Annotated in this window: 17 protein-coding genes; all 17 read left to right on the plus strand. The window is 67.8% G+C overall.

The window, feature by feature from the left end:
• The first annotated feature begins 7 nt into the window (after positions 1 to 7).
• The 17 genes from ACLF6J_RS00430 to ACLF6J_RS00510 all read left to right on the plus strand — a co-directional run bounded on the left by ACLF6J_RS00430 (position 8) and on the right by ACLF6J_RS00510 (position 16,234).
• Positions 8 to 1,420 (plus strand): UDP-N-acetylmuramoyl-tripeptide--D-alanyl-D-alanine ligase, encoded by a 1,413-nt coding sequence (locus ACLF6J_RS00430; RefSeq protein WP_134351539.1) that lies wholly within the window; start codon positions 8 to 10, stop codon positions 1,418 to 1,420.
• A complete protein-coding gene (mraY, locus tag ACLF6J_RS00435) occupies positions 1,417 to 2,523 on the plus strand; it encodes a phospho-N-acetylmuramoyl-pentapeptide-transferase (RefSeq protein WP_047522001.1) in 1,107 nt (368 codons plus the stop codon). The genes ACLF6J_RS00430 and mraY overlap by 4 nt, the downstream gene beginning before the upstream one ends.
• Entirely contained in the window at positions 2,513 to 4,048 is a 1,536-nt protein-coding gene (murD, locus tag ACLF6J_RS00440; protein WP_134351537.1) for a UDP-N-acetylmuramoyl-L-alanine--D-glutamate ligase, read from the plus strand. The genes mraY and murD overlap by 11 nt, the downstream gene beginning before the upstream one ends.
• Positions 4,017 to 5,222: a putative lipid II flippase FtsW gene (gene ftsW, locus ACLF6J_RS00445; RefSeq protein WP_047522004.1), complete on the plus strand. Its 1,206-nt coding sequence runs from the start codon at positions 4,017 to 4,019 to the stop codon at positions 5,220 to 5,222. Before murD ends, ftsW begins: the two co-directional genes overlap by 32 nt.
• The gene (locus ACLF6J_RS00450; protein WP_134351535.1) at positions 5,219 to 6,295 is read left to right on the plus strand and encodes a UDP-N-acetylglucosamine--N-acetylmuramyl-(pentapeptide) pyrophosphoryl-undecaprenol N-acetylglucosamine transferase; all 1,077 of its coding nucleotides are present in this window, start codon (positions 5,219 to 5,221) and stop codon (positions 6,293 to 6,295) included. Before ftsW ends, ACLF6J_RS00450 begins: the two co-directional genes overlap by 4 nt.
• Before the next feature lie 41 nt (positions 6,296 to 6,336).
• Complete coding sequence (gene murC / locus ACLF6J_RS00455) at positions 6,337 to 7,737, plus strand: UDP-N-acetylmuramate--L-alanine ligase (RefSeq protein ID WP_134351533.1); 1,401 nt, start codon at positions 6,337 to 6,339, stop codon at positions 7,735 to 7,737.
• Positions 7,738 to 7,740: 3 nt separating this feature from the next.
• On the plus strand, positions 7,741 to 8,664 hold the full coding sequence (locus ACLF6J_RS00460) for an FtsQ-type POTRA domain-containing protein (protein ID WP_134351531.1): 924 nt from the start codon (positions 7,741 to 7,743) through the stop codon (positions 8,662 to 8,664).
• 162 nt (positions 8,665 to 8,826) lie between these two features.
• Positions 8,827 to 9,969 (plus strand): cell division protein FtsZ, encoded by a 1,143-nt coding sequence (ftsZ, locus tag ACLF6J_RS00465; protein WP_134351529.1) that lies wholly within the window; start codon positions 8,827 to 8,829, stop codon positions 9,967 to 9,969.
• Positions 9,966 to 10,673, plus strand: coding sequence for a YggS family pyridoxal phosphate-dependent enzyme (locus ACLF6J_RS00470; protein ID WP_134351527.1), 708 nt, complete (start codon positions 9,966 to 9,968; stop codon positions 10,671 to 10,673). The genes ftsZ and ACLF6J_RS00470 overlap by 4 nt, the downstream gene beginning before the upstream one ends.
• A 43-nt stretch (positions 10,674 to 10,716) precedes the next feature.
• Positions 10,717 to 11,190, plus strand: a complete 474-nt coding sequence (locus ACLF6J_RS00475; RefSeq protein WP_131491280.1) for a cell division protein SepF — start codon at positions 10,717 to 10,719, stop codon at positions 11,188 to 11,190.
• Positions 11,191 to 11,193: 3 nt separating this feature from the next.
• The gene (locus ACLF6J_RS00480) at positions 11,194 to 11,493 is read left to right on the plus strand and encodes a YggT family protein (protein ID WP_047524064.1); all 300 of its coding nucleotides are present in this window, start codon (positions 11,194 to 11,196) and stop codon (positions 11,491 to 11,493) included.
• 181 nt (positions 11,494 to 11,674) lie between these two features.
• Complete coding sequence (locus tag ACLF6J_RS00485) at positions 11,675 to 12,274, plus strand: DivIVA domain-containing protein (RefSeq protein WP_047524063.1); 600 nt, start codon at positions 11,675 to 11,677, stop codon at positions 12,272 to 12,274.
• A 9-nt stretch (positions 12,275 to 12,283) separates the two neighbouring features.
• Entirely contained in the window at positions 12,284 to 12,940 is a 657-nt protein-coding gene (gene lspA / locus ACLF6J_RS00490; protein ID WP_081997080.1) for a signal peptidase II, read from the plus strand.
• 1 nt (position 12,941) lies between these two features.
• The gene (locus tag ACLF6J_RS00495; protein WP_134351525.1) at positions 12,942 to 13,862 is read left to right on the plus strand and encodes an RluA family pseudouridine synthase; all 921 of its coding nucleotides are present in this window, start codon (positions 12,942 to 12,944) and stop codon (positions 13,860 to 13,862) included.
• Between the two features lie 48 nt (positions 13,863 to 13,910).
• Positions 13,911 to 14,510 (plus strand): GNAT family N-acetyltransferase, encoded by a 600-nt coding sequence (locus tag ACLF6J_RS00500; RefSeq protein WP_134351523.1) that lies wholly within the window; start codon positions 13,911 to 13,913, stop codon positions 14,508 to 14,510.
• A 31-nt stretch (positions 14,511 to 14,541) separates the two neighbouring features.
• On the plus strand, positions 14,542 to 15,132 hold the full coding sequence (locus tag ACLF6J_RS00505) for an RNA polymerase sigma factor (protein WP_134351521.1): 591 nt from the start codon (positions 14,542 to 14,544) through the stop codon (positions 15,130 to 15,132).
• Positions 15,119 to 16,234: a hypothetical protein gene (locus tag ACLF6J_RS00510; RefSeq protein ID WP_166804643.1), complete on the plus strand. Its 1,116-nt coding sequence runs from the start codon at positions 15,119 to 15,121 to the stop codon at positions 16,232 to 16,234. The genes ACLF6J_RS00505 and ACLF6J_RS00510 overlap by 14 nt, the downstream gene beginning before the upstream one ends.
• Positions 16,235 to 16,274: the final 40 nt, after the last annotated feature.

Raw genomic sequence — 16,274 nt, forward strand, 5'->3', positions numbered from 1 at the left:
AGATGAAATGATCGCCCTGACGCTCGCTGAGATCGCCGCCGCAGTCGGCGGTGAACTGCGCGTGGCCGGAGAGGACACGACCGAGACCGTCGTCGACGGGATCGTCGACACCGACTCCCGCACGATGACTCCCGGCTCGGTCTTCGTCGCGAAGCCCGGCGCGGAGACCGACGGCCACCGGTTCGTGGGTGCGGCTGTCGCAGCAGGGGCCGCCGTGGCGATCGTCGAGCACACCGTCGACGTCCCCGTCAGCCAGGTCGTCGTGCCGGACGCCGTCGTGGCCCTCGGCGCCCTCGCGCGCGAGGTGGTCGCTCGCGTCCGTGCCGAGGGGTGCCTCCGCATCGTCGGCATCACCGGGTCGAACGGCAAGACGACGACCAAGAACTTCCTCGCGCGCATCCTGGAGGACGAGGGCGAGACCGTCGCTCCCGTCAAGTCGTTCAACAATGAGGTCGGCGCTCCCGTCACCATGCTCCGCGTGACGAAGAGCACCCGTTTCCTCGTGAGCGAGTTCGGTGCGGCCGCGCCGGGGAGCATCGCGCACCTCGCGGGCCTGGTGGAGCCGGATCTCGCCGTGGTCCTCATGGTCGGCATGGCTCATGCCGGAGGGTTCGGCGGGATCGAGGCGACGGCCAAGGCGAAGTCGGAGCTCGTCTCGGCAGCCCGCGTGCCCGGCACGGCCGTGCTCAACATCGACGATCCCCGAGTGGCCGCGATGAAGGATCTCGCGCTCTCGCGCGGCCTGGACGTCATCGGCTTCGGGCAGAGTGACGCCGCCGACGTGCGCGCGGTCGACATCGAGGTATCGGCCTCGGGCACGTCCTGCGTCATCGAGGTCGGCGGGGAGCGGCTCCCGTTGCGACTTCGCGTGCTCGGTGCACATCACATCACCAATGCCCTGGCGGCGATCGCCTCCGCCCTCGTCCTCGGCATCGCCCCGGCAGACGCCGTCGCGCGTCTGGAGACGGTGGAGATCGCCGAACGATGGCGTATGCAACCGCTCGGCAGCGATCGCGTCCGCATCATCAACGACGCCTACAACGCCAGCCCGGACTCGATGGCTGCGGCGCTGCGCACCCTCGCCCAGATCACCGGTCCCGACGAGCGGACGGTCGCCGTGCTCGGGGCCATGAGTGAACTCGGCGAGAGCGCGGGGGAGGAGCACGATCGGATCGGTCTGCTCGCCGTGCGTCTGAACATCCAGCGAATCGTCGTCGTCGGACCGGAGGCCAGGCGGCTCTATCTCGCCGCCGTCGGCGAAGGCTCCTGGGACAGTGAGGCCGTGCACCTTCCCGACCAGGACGCGGCGTACGAGTACCTCCGCACCGAGCTCCGCGACGGCGATCGCGTGCTCGTGAAGTCATCCAATTCCGTGGGCCTCCGGCATCTCGGCGATCGTCTGGGAGAATTGTTCTCGTGAGGTCTCTCATCATGTCGGCGGCGATCTCGCTCGCCTTCACCCTGTTCCTGACCCCCGTCTTCCTCCGGCTCTTCCGGAAGTGGGGCTGGGGGCAGGTCATCCGTACCCCGGAGTCGGTCCACAACCCGAGCCATGAGGCGAAGCGGGGGACCCCCACGATGGGCGGCGTCATCTTCATCCTCGGCTCGATCGTGGGCTACTTCACGGGAGTCCTCGTCAGCGGCGAGGTTCCCGCCCTCTCGGCGCTTCTGGTGATCTGGCTGATGGTCGGCTTCGGTGCCGTGGGCTTCATCGACGACTACATGAAGGTGCGCAGCCAGCGGAGCCTCGGGCTGTCGGGCTGGCGCAAGGTCATCGGCCAGCTCATCGTGATCGTGCCCTTCGGCATCGTCGCGCTCAACTTCCCCAACAAGTGGGGGCAGACGCCTGCGAGTTCCGCGATCTCCCTCTTCCGCGACATCACCTGGCTCAACCTGTTCGCCTTCGGTGTCGTGCTCGGCTGGATCCTCTATCTGGTGTGGATCTCGGTCATCGGCGTCGCCACGTCGAACAGCGTCAACCTGACGGACGGGCTGGACGGCCTCGCCGCCGGTGCCGGTGTCATCGTCGTCGGTGCGTACAGCGTGATCGCGTTCTGGCAGTTCAAGCAGCCCTGCATCGGCGGAGACCCCGATGCGCTCGGCGGATGCTACGAGGTCCGCGATCCCTTCAACCTCGCCATCATCGCGGCTTCGGTCGCGGCGAGCCTCATCGGGTTCCTCTGGTGGAACGCCCCCAAGGCGAAGGTCTTCATGGGTGACGTCGGCTCGATGGCCATCGGTGGCGTGATCACCGCCATGGCGATCCTCACCCGCACCGAACTCCTCCTCCTCGTGATCGCCGGGGTGTTCGTGCTGTCTTCCGGTTCGGTCATCCTGCAGCGGGGCTACTTCAAGCTCACCCGAGGCAAGCGCCTCTTCCTGATGAGCCCGTTCCATCACCACCTCGAGATGCGCGGCTGGTCCGAGGTCACGATCGTCGTCCGCATGTGGATCATCGCCGGTCTGCTCGCCGTGTCGGCCGTCGGCCTGTTCTACGTCGAATGGCTCACCCGTGTCGACTGAGCGCCTCGCCGGACTCACCAGTTGGAACGCCGACTGGCGGGGTCTCCGGGTCGCGGTTCTCGGGCTGTCCATGACCGGCTTCTCCGTTGCCGATACACTCACCGAACTCGGCGCGGACGTGCTGGTGCTCAGCGAATCGGCGGAGGAGGAATACGAGCGGCTGCTTCCGGTGATCGGTGCGCGCCTCGAGCTCGGATCACTCGCCGAGGTCCCCGCCGTGCTGGTGGATTTCGCGCCGGAGGTCGTCATCGCTTCGCCGGGGTTCTCGCCGTCGCACCCGCTCATCCGGTGGGCCCAGGAGTCGGGCGTGGCGATCTGGGGCGACGTGGAGCTCGCGTGGCGCGTCTGCGACAAGGTCGTCCGCGCTGACGGTTCGCCGGCCGACTGGGTGCTGATCACCGGGACGAACGGCAAGACGACCACGACTCAGCTGACCGCATCACTCCTCGTGGCGGGGGGGCTGCGCGCGGCACCGTGCGGCAACATCGGCGTGCCGGTGCTCGATGCCGTGCGCGACCCGGCGGGCTTCGACGTGCTGGTGGTCGAGCTCTCGAGCCATCAGCTCTGGTACCTCGGTCAGTCCCGCCCCGAGGGTGAGCTGTTCCCGTACTCCGCCGTCTGCCTCAACCTCGCCGACGATCACCTGGTCTGGCACGGCAGCGCACAGGCGTACCGCGACGCGAAGGCCGTGGTCTATCGGAACACCCGTGTCGCCTGCGTCTACAACAAGGCGGATGAGGCCACCCGCCACATGGTGGAGGAGGCGGAGGTCGTCGAGGGGGCCCGCGCCATCGGCTTCGATCTCGGGATCCCAGGTCCGAGCGACCTCGGCATCGTGGAGGGGCTCCTGGTCGACAGGGCCTTCCTGGACGACCGTGCACGCAGCGCCCTCGAGCTCACGACCGTCGCCGCTCTCGATGAGGCGGGCCTCGCGGCTCCGCACATCGTGCAGAACATCCTCGCAGCGAGTGCGTTGGCGCGCTCCCTCGGTGTGGAGCCGGAGGCGATCCACGCAGCGCTCCAGTCCTTCCGCCTCGACGCCCACCGCATCCAGGTGGTCGCGCGACACCGGGGGATCACCTGGGTCGACGATTCCAAGGCGACGAATCCGCACGCGGCAGCGTCGTCGCTGCGTGCCTACCCGGGGGCCGTGTGGATCGTCGGAGGCGACCTCAAGGGCGTGGACATCGCCGAGCTCGTCGCCGAGGTCGGCACTACGGCTCGTGCGGCCGTCGTGATCGGCGTCGAACGTGCCTCCGTCGTCGCGGCATTCCGGCGACACGCGCCGACGGTGCCGGTGTTCGAGGTGGATGCTGGCGAGACTGGTCAGGTCATGAACCGTGTCGTGGAGATCGCGTCGGGGATCGTCGACGGCGAGGGCACAGTCCTGCTGGCCCCGGCTGCGGCATCTTTCGATCAGTTCTCCGGCTATGCGGATCGCGGGCATCGCTTCGCCGAGGCGGTGCAGGACTGGATCGACCGGGGGAGCGCCGATGACACAGGTGTCCCGCCCTCCGCGCTCTGAGTCCGGCGGGCTCGCAGCCCGAGTCTCCCTCGGGCGTCGGTTCACTCCGGTGTCGACGGAGTTCCTCCTCATCGCATCGACCGCCCTGCTGCTGACGCTGTTCGGTCTGGTCATGGTGCTGTCCGCCACAAGTGCCTCCGCGGTCGCGAGCGGCAAGGACCCGATGGGCGGTGTGCTGCGTCAGGGGGTGTTCGCCCTTCTGGGTGTGCCGCTGATGTTCCTCGTCAGTCGGATGCCGGTCGCGTTCCTGAAGAAGATGGCGTGGCCCGCACTGTTCGGCGCGGTCGCTCTGCAACTGCTCGTGTTCACGCCGCTGGGTATCGAGGACGGCGGAAACCGGAACTGGATCCAGATCGCCGGGTTCACGCTGCAGCCCTCCGAGTTCCTCAAGCTCGCCCTGGCCCTCTGGATCGCGGCGGTGCTGCTGCGCAAACAGGCGATGCTCGGCACCTGGCATCACGTCTTCATTCCCGTGATCCCGGTCGGTGCGCTCGCGATCGGTACCGTGCTCGCCGGAAAGGACCTCGGCACCGCGATGGTGCTGGTCCTCATCCTCCTGGGGTGTCTGTTCTTCTCCGGGGTCAAGCTCCGGTTGTTCATCCTGCCCGTGATTCTCGGCGTCATCGCGGTGCTCGCCTACGCGCTGTCCAGCCAGGACCGCATGCGCCGCATCGTCGCCACGTGCGACGACATGGCGCTGTACGAGGGCGACTGCTATCAGTCGATCCACGGCATCTGGGGCATGGCATCCGGGGGGATCTTCGGACTCGGACTCGGCAACTCCCAGGAGAAGTACGGATGGCTGCCCGCAGCGGGCAACGACTTCATCTTCGCCATCGTCGGAGAAGAGCTCGGGCTGATCGGCTGCATCGTCGTCCTGGCCCTGTTCACGTTCTTCACGGTCGGCGCGTTCCACATCATCCGGAAGACGCCGGATGCCTTCATCCGCGTCGCGGCCGGGGGCATCACGGTGTGGATCGTCGGTCAGGCCGTCCTGAACATCGGCGTCGTCATCGGTATCTTCCCCGTGATGGGCGTCCCTCTCCCGTTCATGTCGCAGGGAGGCACAGCACTGCTCGCCGTGCTGATCGCCTGCGGTGTGCTGCTCGCGTTCGCGCGCACGATCCCCGTGACCGAGAAGCAGTCAGCGGAGCGGGGTAGGGTCGCCAGGTGACCTCGTATCTCCTCGCCGGCGGTGGCACCGCCGGCCATGTGAATCCCCTGCTCGCCGTCGCCGATGCGCTCCGTGAGCGCGTCCCCGACGACTCGGTCCTCGTGCTCGGCACGGCGGAGGGGCTCGAATCGCGACTCGTGCCCGAGCGAGGCTATGACCTGCTGATCGTGGACAAGGTTCCGTTCCCGCGCCGACCGAACCGCCAGGCGGCCGCCTTCCCCGGGAGGTTCCGCCGGGCGATCGCCCAAGTGCGCGAGCACATCCGTCGGCACGACATCGACGTCGTCGTCGGGTTCGGCGGGTATGCGTCGGCGCCGGCGTACGTCGCCGCTCGTCGCGAGGGTGTTCCGTTCGTGGTGCACGAGGCCAATGCCAAGCCCGGACTGGCCAACGTGCTCGGTGCCCGCCGCGCGGCGGCCGTGGGCGTCGCGTTCGAGGGCACGCCTCTCCGTGGCAGCGAAGTGGTCGGGATGCCCCTGCGCCGCGAGGTGATCGCGCTCGATCGTTCGGCGGCGCGCGCGGAGGCCGCGGAGCACTTCGGGCTCGACGCCCAGCGTCCGGTGCTGCTCGTCTTCGGTGGTTCGCTCGGTGCACAGCGCCTCAACGAGGCTCTGGCGGATTCCTGGCAGGACGTCCTCGCAGCGGGCTGGCAGCTGCTGCATGTGACCGGCGAACGCAGCGATCTGGCGGATCCCGGAGTCGACGGCTACGCGTTGCGTCGGTATGTGGATCGCATGGACCTGGCCTTCGCGCTCGCAGACCTGATCGTGTCGCGGTCCGGCTCGGCGACGGTGAGCGAGATCAGCGCGCTGGGGATCCCCGCGCTCTACGTGCCCTATTCGGTGGGCAACGGTGAGCAGCGACTGAACGCGGCCTCTGCAGTGGCGGCCGGCGCTGCCGAGCTCTTGGACGACGCCACCTTCGACGGCGACGCGGTACGCCGGATCGTCGTGCCCCTCTTGGGCGATCAGGCGCGGATCGACCGGATGGCGGCCGCCGCCGTGACGGCAGGAACCCGCAACGGCACGGAGAACGTGATCACCCTGATCGACCGCGCGCTGCATGCGGCCTGACGCGGTCGACACCACCGAACGAAAAGTAGACTGAAGCGGACATGATCAGACCCGACCTCTCCCTCCCTCTTCCCGAGACGATCACCTCCGCGCACTTCATCGGCATCGGCGGTTCCGGCATGAGCGGGCTCGCGAAGATGTTCCTCGACGCGGGCATCCGCGTCTCCGGAAGCGACCGCGCCGACAGCGACAACCTGCGGGCGTTGGCCGCGGCGGGAGCCACGGTCCATGTCGGTCACGATGCCGCGTACCTGGGCGACGCCGACACGGTCGTGCACACCGGCGCGATCTGGCCCGAGAACCCCGAGTTCGTCACCGCGAAGGCGCGTGGCCTGCACGTGATCCACCGTTCCCAGGCGCTGCACTGGCTGATCGGGTCCCGTCGCCTGGTGTCGGTCGCCGGCGCGCACGGCAAGACGACCTCGACGGGCATGATCGTCACCGCACTGCGGGAGCTCGGGGCCGACCCCCATTTCGTCAACGGCGGTGTGATCGAGCAGCTCGGAACGTCGAGCGCCACCGGATCGGGCGACCTGTTCGTCGTCGAAGCAGACGAATCGGACGGCACCTTCCTGCTCTACGACACCGCGGTCGCTCTCATCACGAATGTGGATCCCGATCACTTGGACCACTACGGTTCGGACGAGGCCTTCCACGACGCGTTCGTCCGGTTCGCGAATGCCGCCTCGGAGGCCGTCGTGATCTCGAGCGACGATGCCGGGGCGCTCCGAGTCGGCGCCGGGATCACCCACCCGAACGTGCTCACGTTCGGTCAAGCGGCGGATGCGGATGTGCGCGTCACCGACTTCGTGACCGTCGGAGGCGTCGCAGCGACCATCACCCACGGTGGCGAGCAGGTGCGGATGCAGCTCGCCGTCCCCGGTGTGCACAACGCCATCAACGCGGCCGGCGTCGTCACGGTGCTGCGCGCCCTCGGGTATCCGCTCGTCGACGCGGTCCGCGCCGTCGAAGGTTTCGCGGGAACGGTTCGCCGCCTCGAACAGCACGGGGTCGCGCGCGGCGTGACGGTGTACGACGACTACTCGCACCATCCGACCGAGGTCAGGGCGGCACTGGAGGCGATGCGCGGCATCGCTGGCACGGGGCGGGTCATCGCCATCCAGCAACCGCACACCTACTCCCGCACGCAGCACATGTACCAGGAGTTCGCCGACGTCCTCGAGGAGTTCGCCGACCACACGGTGATGCTGGACGTCTACGGGGCGCGTGAGGATCCGGTCCCCGGAGTCACCGGCGAACTGGTGAGCAACGCGTTCCGCGACCCGTCGCACGTGCACTTCGTCGCGGATTGGCAACAGGCCGCCGACTACACGGCTACCGTGGCGCGCGACGGAGACTTCGTCGTGACCCTCGGCTGCGGCAACGTGTATCAGATCATCCCGCAGGTCTTGGAGTCCCTCCGCCGGACCGACGAGGCATAGCCGATGCGTCGGCCCGCACCGCTTCCGTCCACCCCGGAGAGTTCGGGGGAGAAGGGCGCCGCGACGCAGGCGACGCGGCGTCCGAGTCGGCCCGGCGCCGCGGCGGAGGAGAGGCCCGCTGTCGCCGAGGAGCGCGCACCGGCGGAGGAAGCGACGGTCGATGCGCCGCAACCGACCTCGACGAGGGATGTCTGGCGCGCGGCGCGCGCCCGGCGCAAGGCTCTCCGCGCAGAGATCCGCCGGTTCACCCAACGCTCTCGGCGACGACGGATCATCTGGTGGAGCAGCCTCGCCGCCGTGGTCGTCGTGATCGGAGGGAGCATCGCGGCCGCGTACAGCCCGCTGTTCGCCGTCGAGAAGATCACGGTCGTCGGGTCGACCAGCCTCGATCCCTCCGCGGTCGAGGCGGCGCTCAGCGATCAGCTCGGCACGCCGCTGGCTCTGGTCGATTCCAGTGAGGTGAAGGCCGCGCTGCTGGCGTTCCCTCTCATCGAGACGTATGCGCTGGAGGCGCGGCCTCCGCATGACCTGACGGTGCGCATCGTCGAACGCACTCCGGTCGGCGTGATCCGCTCGAACGCCGGATTCACGCTCGTGGACGCGGCGGGGGTGGCGCTTTCGACCACGCCCGATCAGCCCGCAGGGCAGCCTCTGATCGAGATCGACAGCGGGGTCGATTCCGCCGCGTTCCGCAGCGCGGGGCTCGTCGTGAGGTCCTTGCCCACCGATGTCCGATCGCAGTTGGCGGGGGTCGCGGCGACCACCCAGGACGACGTGACCCTGACGCTGAGCAGTGGGCTGACGGTGGTCTGGGGGAGCGCGGAGGACTCGGGGCTCAAGGCACTGACCCTCTCAGCGGCGATGGGCGCCCATCCCGGGGCGCGGTCGATCGACGTCACGTCACCCGAAGTCGCCGTCGTCGGCTGACCTCTTTCGTGGGGAATGGCGCGACACGCCCAAGTGGTTGCGTGCGCGCGGCCAGGCGGCGCTTACCTTCGATCAAGAGAACGCAATACCGGGAAATACTTTACACCTCTAGTTGAGGTTTAAGGTTCATCCTTTTCAGGCTCGAATAATCGGAGGCCGGCCATGAGCCAGAACCAGAACTACCTCGCCGTGATCAAGGTCGTCGGCGTCGGCGGTGGCGGCGTCAACGCCGTCAACCGCATGATCGATCTCGGTCTCCGCGGAGTCGAGTTCATCGCCGTCAACACCGACGCCCAGGCGCTGCTCATGAGCGATGCCGACGTCAAGCTCGACGTCGGTCGGGAACTCACGCGTGGTCTCGGCGCCGGAGCAGACCCCGAGGTGGGGCGCCGTGCCGCGGAGGACCACGCCGAGGAGATCGAGCAGGCCCTGACCGGTGCGGACATGGTCTTCGTGACCGCCGGCGAGGGAGGCGGCACAGGAACCGGTGGTGCTCCCGTGGTGGCCCGCATCGCGAAGTCCATCGGCGCGCTGACCATCGGTGTCGTCACCAAGCCGTTCTCGTTCGAAGGTCGCCGTCGCCAGAGCCAGGCAGAGGCGGGCGTCGCGAAGCTCAAGGAAGAGGTCGACACCCTCATCGTGGTGCCGAACGACCGTCTCCTCGAGATCAGCGACCGTGGGATCTCCATGATCGAGGCCTTCGCCACCGCGGACCAGGTGCTCCTCGCCGGTGTCCAGGGCATCACCGACCTGATCACGACCCCGGGTCTGATCAACCTCGACTTCGCCGACGTCAAGTCGGTCATGCAGGGCGCAGGTTCCGCCCTCATGGGCATCGGCTCCGCCCGCGGTGCCGATCGCGCGATCAAGGCGGCCGAGCTCGCGGTCGAATCGCCGCTGCTCGAGGCCTCCATCGAGGGTGCGCACGGCGTGCTGCTCTCGATCCAGGGAGGATCGAACCTCGGCATCTTCGAGATCCACGACGCGGCCGACCTCGTCAAGGAAGCGGCACACCCCGAGGCGAACATCATCTTCGGTACCGTCATCGACGACACTCTCGGCGACGAGGTGCGCGTGACCGTCATCGCGGCCGGATTCGACGGTGGTGAGCCTTCGCTCCGACTGGACCCGATGGTCGTCTCCCGGCCCTCGGCGGCGACTCTCCCCGAGGTCTCCCTCGAGGAGGAGCCGGAGGCGAAGAGCGACGCGGCACCGGCAGAGCCGGTGCAGCAGCGAGTGCCGACCACCAGCATCGAGCCGGCTTTCGCAGACGACGACATCGACATCCCCGAATTCCTGAAGTGACCACTGCGGCCGACGGGCAGGGGCGGTCGGACCTGGCGGCGCGGCTGACGGCGATCGACGAACGCATCGCCGTCGCCGCGCGCGCCGCGGGGCGGGATCCGGCGGAGATCACTCGCATCGTCGTGACGAAGTTCCATCCGGCCGCTCTGGTCCGTGAACTGCGCGCGCTCGGCGTGAGCGACGTGGGAGAGAATCGGCAACAGGAGCTGTCGGGGAAGCAGGCGGAACTCGCAGCCCTCGACCTGACCTGGCACTTCATCGGTCAGGGGCAGACGAACAAGGCCGCGGCCATCCGGCGCAGCGCCGACGTCGTGCATTCCGTCGACCGAGGCCGATTCGCCGACGCGCTGGACCGCGCGGCCCAGGACGATGGCCTCCTCGACGTGCTCGTACAGGTCAACCTCACCGACGATCCTGGTCGAGGGGGAGTGGCACCCGCTGATGCCGTCGCACTCGCCGAGCATGTGCTGGCGCTGCCATCGCTCCGTCTGCGGGGCGTCATGGCGGTCGCGCCACTGGATGAGGAACCCGGCGCTGCATTCGCGCGCTTGCGTGCCGTCGCTGAGGGCGTCCGCGCCGTTCAGCCCTCCGCATCGTGGATCTCCGCCGGGATGACCGGCGACTTCGTGGAGGCGATCGACGCCGGCGCGACACACCTGCGGATCGGCTCCGCAATCACCGGCCCCCGGCCCGACCGGGGTTAACCTGTGAAAAGACCAGCCCCAAACGTTCGAACCGGAGGACACGATGGGTAACCCGCTGAAGAAGACCATGGTGTATCTCGGCCTCGCCGACGAGGAAGAGGTCTACGAGGAGGAGACGCAGGCTCCTGCGCGCGCTCACCGCGAGCGCGACCGCGAGCGCGAAGAGCCGGCTCCGGCTCCCGTCACGCCCCTCCGTCGTCCCGTCGCCGTCCGCCAGCCCTCTGCAGGAGCCGTGAACGAGATCCTCACCGTCCACCCCAAGCAGTACCGCGACGCTCAGCTGATCGCGGAGAGCTTCCGCGAGGGCGTCCCGGTCATCATCAACCTCTCCCAGATGAGCGATGCCGACGCGCGCCGTCTCATCGACTTCGCGAGCGGGCTCTCCCTCGGCCTGTACGGCCGTATCGAGCGGGTCACCTCGAAGGTGTTCCTGCTCTCGCCGGAGAACATCGCCGTTTCGGGCCACGGGGGCATCGCGCACGCAGACGCTGAGTCTGCGGGCTTCGACCAGTCGTAGCTCGTGGAGTTGGTCTCCGTCGCAGCGAGCATCGTTCATCTGGTGCTGCTGCTCTACATTTTCGTGCTCTTCGCACGCCTCATCCTGGACTACATCCCCCTCTTCAATCGGGAGTGGCGTCCCAAGGGGTTCGGTCTGGTCGCCGCTGAGGCTGTCTACACGGTCACGGATCCGCCCATCCGGTTCTTCCGGCGGCTCATCCCGCCTCTGCGGATCGGTTCCCTGTCGCTCGATTTCGGGTTCACGCTCACCCTGTTGATCGTGCTGGTCCTGATGAACATCGTGCGGCTGTTCATCCGCTGAACTCCCGGCGATCCGCCCGGATCCGCCACGCGGACTTCGTGTTCTCTGGGTGTCGTGACATCGCGGCGCTGAGGCGCGGGGGCTATGCTGGCACCCAGGTGCGCGCCCCGGGTTCGCGCCACATCACGACCACGCCATACATCGATACTGGCATTCGTACTCATCGAAAGAGGAGCCACTCATGGCACTTACCCCGGATGACGTCGTCACCAAGCAGTTCCAGCACGTCCGCTTCAAGGACGGCTTCGACCCGGATGAGGTCGACGACTTCCTCGACGAGATCGTCATCGAGTGGCGCAAGGCTCTCGAAGAGAACGTCGAGCTGAAGGCCAAGCTGGCCGCCTACGAGTCCGGCGAAGCCCCCGAGGCCGCCGCTCCGGCCGCGGCACCTGCGGCGCCCGAGACTCCGGCTCCCGTCGCCGAGGTTCCTGCAGAGCCTGCTCCGACCGGCTCCGCGACCGCGACCGCCGGCATCATCGAGCTCGCACAGCGTCTGCACGACGAGCACGTCGCCGAGGGTGAGGCGAAGCGCAACGCGCTCATCGCCGAGGCCGAGACCGAGGTCGCCCGGATCCGCACCGAGGCCGAGGCCAAGCAGCGCGAGGAGTCGGCACGCCTGGAGCGCGAGCGCAACACGCTCGAGGCTCGCATCACCGAACTCCGCAACTTCGAGCGCGACTACCGCTCTCAGCTGCGCGGATACATCGAAGGCCAGCTCCGCGAGCTCGACGAGAAGTCGGCGTCCACGGACTCCACGCCCGTCTCCGCGATCGGTCTGTAAGGCGCCCTCTTGTCAGGACGTCGTCCCCTTCGTCGGTCGGCGGCCGGTGCGATCGTTGCGATCCTCGCAGCGCTCGTACTGGCCGCCGATCAGTTTGTGAAGTACCTCACGATCGAGAACCTGCCGCTGCAGGTACCGGTCCCGGTTCTCGGTGAGTTCCTTCAGCTGTACTACGTCCGCAACCCCGGCGCGGCGTTCTCGCTCGGTTCCGAGGTCACCTGGATCTTCACGATCGCCCTCGCGGTCGTCGCGTCGATCATCATCTGGAAGGCGTTCGGGCTCAAGTCCCGGCTGTGGGCCGTGGTTCTCGGCTGCCTGCTCGGCGGCGTGCTCGGCAACCTCACCGATCGACTGTTCCGGGAGCCCGGGTTCCCGGTGGGACATGTCGTCGACATGATCTCGATGCCGTGGATGATGCCGGCCATCTTCAACGTCGCGGACATCTTCATCGTCACCGGCATGATCTCGGTGGCCCTGCTCGTGGTCTTCGGCCTGCGCTTCGACGGTACGCGCGAGCGCGATCACGCGGTGGTCGAGACCGAGGAAGAGGCGGAAGCTGCGGCGATCGCCGCCGAGGCGGCGACAGAGACGGACGCGGACGAGGTGGACGCGGGCGACGATGACGCACCTTCGGAGGATGCGGCTCCCGCATCGGAAGGCCGCTGACGTGGAGTCCCGATCTCTGCCGGTTCCTGACGGCTTGGACGGCACGCGGGTGGATGCCGCGCTCGCGAAGCTGATGGGTTTCTCCCGCACCTTCGCTGCGGATGTCGCCGCGGCCGGCGGCGTCCGTCTGGACGGCGTGACGCTCGACAAGTCTGACCGCTTGCGCGGTGGTGGCTGGCTCGAAGTCGAATGGGCGCCGAAGGAGGCGCCGCGAGTCATTCCGATCGCGGTTCCCGAGCTCGGGGTCGTGTACGACGACGACGACATCATCGTGGTCGACAAGCCCACGGGCGTGGCCGCGCATCCGTCCGTCGGGTGGGAGGGCCCCACCGTCGTCGGCGCACTCGAGGCCGCCGGATTCCGCGTCGCGACGAGCGGTGCCGCCGAGCGTCAGGGGATCGTGCACCGGCTGGACGTCGGCACGAGCGGTCTCATGGTCGTGGCGAAGTCCGAGCGGGCCTACACGACGCTGAAGCAGGCGTTCAAGGACCGTACGGTCGAGAAGGTCTATCACGCGGTCGTGCAGGGGCATCCTGACCCGCTGGCGGGAACGATCGACGCTCCCATCGGGCGCCATCCGAACCACTCCTGGAAGTTCGCCGTCGTTCCCGACGGGAAGCCCTCGGTGACCCACTACGAGACGCTCGAAGCTTTTCCGGGCGCTTCGCTCCTCGAGATCCATCTCGAGACGGGGCGCACGCATCAGATCCGCGTGCACATGGCTGCTCATCGGCATCCGTGCGTCGGCGATCCGCTGTACGGCGCCGACCCCACGATGTCAGCCCGGCTCGGGCTCACACGTCAGTGGCTGCACGCACATCAGCTCGCGTTCGCGCACCCGGCGACGGGGGACTGGGTGCAGTTCGAGTCGCCCTATCCGGCAGACTTCCGCCACGCGTTGGACGTCCTGCGCGGCGAATAGTCGGCGCTGCGCCGGCCCGATGTCGGTGTCGTGCGCGACACTGAGCGCATGAGCATCGAGGTTCGTCCTGCAACCGTGTTCGACGACGTCGCAACCCTCGTCGGGCCGAAGAAGCCGACGTCGAACGTGTGCTTCTGCCTGAGCTATCGCATCGGCAACAAGGAGAACCTTGCGCTCAAGGGCCCGGCCCGCGCCGACCGGGTGCGCGAGCTGTGCCAGGAGGACCCTCCCCCCGGCGTGATCGCCTATCTCGACGACGAGCCTGTCGGCTGGGCGGCACTGCATCCGCGGCGCGAGACGAGCTTCGCCCGCAATCGGCTCATCCCGCAGATCGATGACCTCGACGTCTGGTCGCTGTGGTGTTTCCGGGTACGCCCCGGGTACCGGAAGCAGGGCGTCTCCCATGCGCTGATCGACGGTGCTGTCGCATATGCGACGGAGCGCGGCGCGCCCGCCATCGAGGGATATCCGGTCGACAACGGGGGCGAGAAGGTGAATCTGACGATGGCGTACGTCGGCACGCGAGCGCTCTTCGAGAGTGCAGGATTCGTGAAGGCCGCGGATACGGGTTCCGTGCTCGACGGGTTCCCGCGGGTGCTGATGAGGCTCGACCTGGGGACGCCACAGAGATCGTCGAAGAAAGCGTGAACCGATCGGTGCCTCACGGCCAATACATAGCGTGACCACAGACAGCGAGATCATCCAGCGATCTCTTCAACGTCCGGCAACGTTCGCCGAACTTTTCGACAGGCACGCGCGCGCGGTCAACGCGTTCGCGACGTACAGAGTCGGCCGCCATGCGGCAGAGGACGTCTTGAGCGAGACCTTCCTCGTCGCCTTCCGACGGCGCGCCGATTTCGACACGGACGCCGAATCGGCGGCGCCCTGGTTGCTCGGGATCGCGTCACGACTGATCCGCCGGCAGCGCGCGGTCGAGGCCAAGCAGTGGAGGTCGTTCGCGGCATCCGTGTCGCAGCATGAGCAATCAACACTCGGGGGCCTGGACGATGCCCTGACTCGCGTCGACGCGGAGCGCGAGGTCGCGACACTGAGAGCGCGTATCGCCGCGCTCGCTCCCCGAGACCGCGAGACCCTCCTGCTCTATGCCTGGCAGGGGATGAGCTACGACGAGGTCGCCGTCGCCCTCGGGGTTCCCGTGGGCACCGTGCGATCGCGGCTGAACCGGGTCCGCAGACGACTGGACTCCACTCGGCGAGTTCAGGCATTCGAGCAGCAGCAGAAGAGGGGAGAGACCCGTGGACGAGTTTGAGAAGGTTCGGCGGACCAAGCCAGAGATCGACGGAGCCGAAGAGAACCTCGCCGCTGCGCGGGCACTCCTTCTGACCGAGATCCAGGAGGAGCGCCGACCCGCGCGTCCGCGGGCGGCGCGGCGGCCCTGGTTCATCGCCGCCGGCGCCCTCGGCGCGGCGGCTGCAGTCACCGCCGGAGTGCTCGTCGTGAGTGCGATCACGGCGCCGTCGCCTACGCCTACCGTGGAGGCGGTGCCGACGCGCACGCCGGGGCCGGCTCTCGAGCCGACCGCGACGCCCGGGCCAACGATCTCGCCTGCGCCTGAACCGCCGACGGCCAAGACCGTCTTGGTCGGAGCGGCGACGGTCGTCGGTGACGACCCGGGGCCGCTTGTAGGCCCCGGGCAGTACCTCAGAATTCACCAGGAGATCCGAAACCTCGAGCTTTACTCCCCCCAGGACCAAGGAAATGCGAACCGGACGCAGGCGACGGCGGCGTGGGTCTCCACAAGCTCCCAAACCTGGTACATCCCCGCCGACAGGGCAGGTGAATGGGTGCAGGTGCTCAACGCGGACCTGCAGGTCGTCGAGCTGTTCGGAGGGGAGGCGGGTCGCCTGTCTCAAGAGTGGCTCGATCGATTCAGTTGGCGTGTGGATCCGGAGGTCTTGCGGTACCAGGGTGGGGGGCACGTCGGGACGCCGGTTCCGAATCAGACTTATGTCCAGTACGCGGAGATGCCGCGAGATCCAGCTGCCCTCCTGGCTTGGACGACGGCATACCTGCGAGCAGACGAAGCGGCGTCGGCGGGTATCGGTGCTGTGACATTCCTCATCGATGAGTTGCAGCAGGGGTCTGCACCGGCGGATCTCAAGGCTGCGATGTACAGAGCCCTGAGCCTCATCCCTGGCGTATCGATTGTGGACAGCGAGGGCGATGTCGTCACGCTGTTGTTCTCAGGACTCCCGCAAGTTGATCGCAGCTATTCCATGTCGATCGACACGCGCACTGCGCAGGTGGTGCGCTCGACCATCAACGACGGCCCGCGCGGGGGCATCGTTCCGGACTCCGTTCCTGATCACGAACTCACGACGACTGTCCAAGTCGTCGATGAGGCTCCGTAGATTTGCCCGAGATGAGCGTGGTCGATTCACTGCCGTGACC

Origin of the sequence: Microbacterium sp. IO18 (genome assembly GCF_049099505.1) — a bacterium.
GTDB classification, from domain to species: Bacteria; Actinomycetota; Actinomycetes; order Actinomycetales; family Microbacteriaceae; genus Microbacterium; species Microbacterium aurugineum.

Excerpts from the sequence above, each read along its gene's own strand:
- ACLF6J_RS00430 (WP_134351539.1), top strand. The coding sequence starts at position 8 with ATGATCGCCCTGACGCTCGCTGAGATCGCCGCCGCAGTCGGCGGTGAA.
- ftsW (WP_047522004.1), top strand. The coding sequence starts at position 4,017 with ATGACACAGGTGTCCCGCCCTCCGCGCTCTGAGTCCGGCGGGCTCGCA.
- murC (WP_134351533.1), top strand. The coding sequence starts at position 6,337 with ATGATCAGACCCGACCTCTCCCTCCCTCTTCCCGAGACGATCACCTCC.
- ACLF6J_RS00460 (WP_134351531.1), top strand. The coding sequence starts at position 7,741 with ATGCGTCGGCCCGCACCGCTTCCGTCCACCCCGGAGAGTTCGGGGGAG.
- ftsZ (WP_134351529.1), top strand. The coding sequence starts at position 8,827 with ATGAGCCAGAACCAGAACTACCTCGCCGTGATCAAGGTCGTCGGCGTC.
- ACLF6J_RS00475 (WP_131491280.1), top strand. The coding sequence starts at position 10,717 with ATGGGTAACCCGCTGAAGAAGACCATGGTGTATCTCGGCCTCGCCGAC.
- ACLF6J_RS00485 (WP_047524063.1), top strand. The coding sequence starts at position 11,675 with ATGGCACTTACCCCGGATGACGTCGTCACCAAGCAGTTCCAGCACGTC.
- ACLF6J_RS00500 (WP_134351523.1), top strand. The coding sequence starts at position 13,911 with ATGAGCATCGAGGTTCGTCCTGCAACCGTGTTCGACGACGTCGCAACC.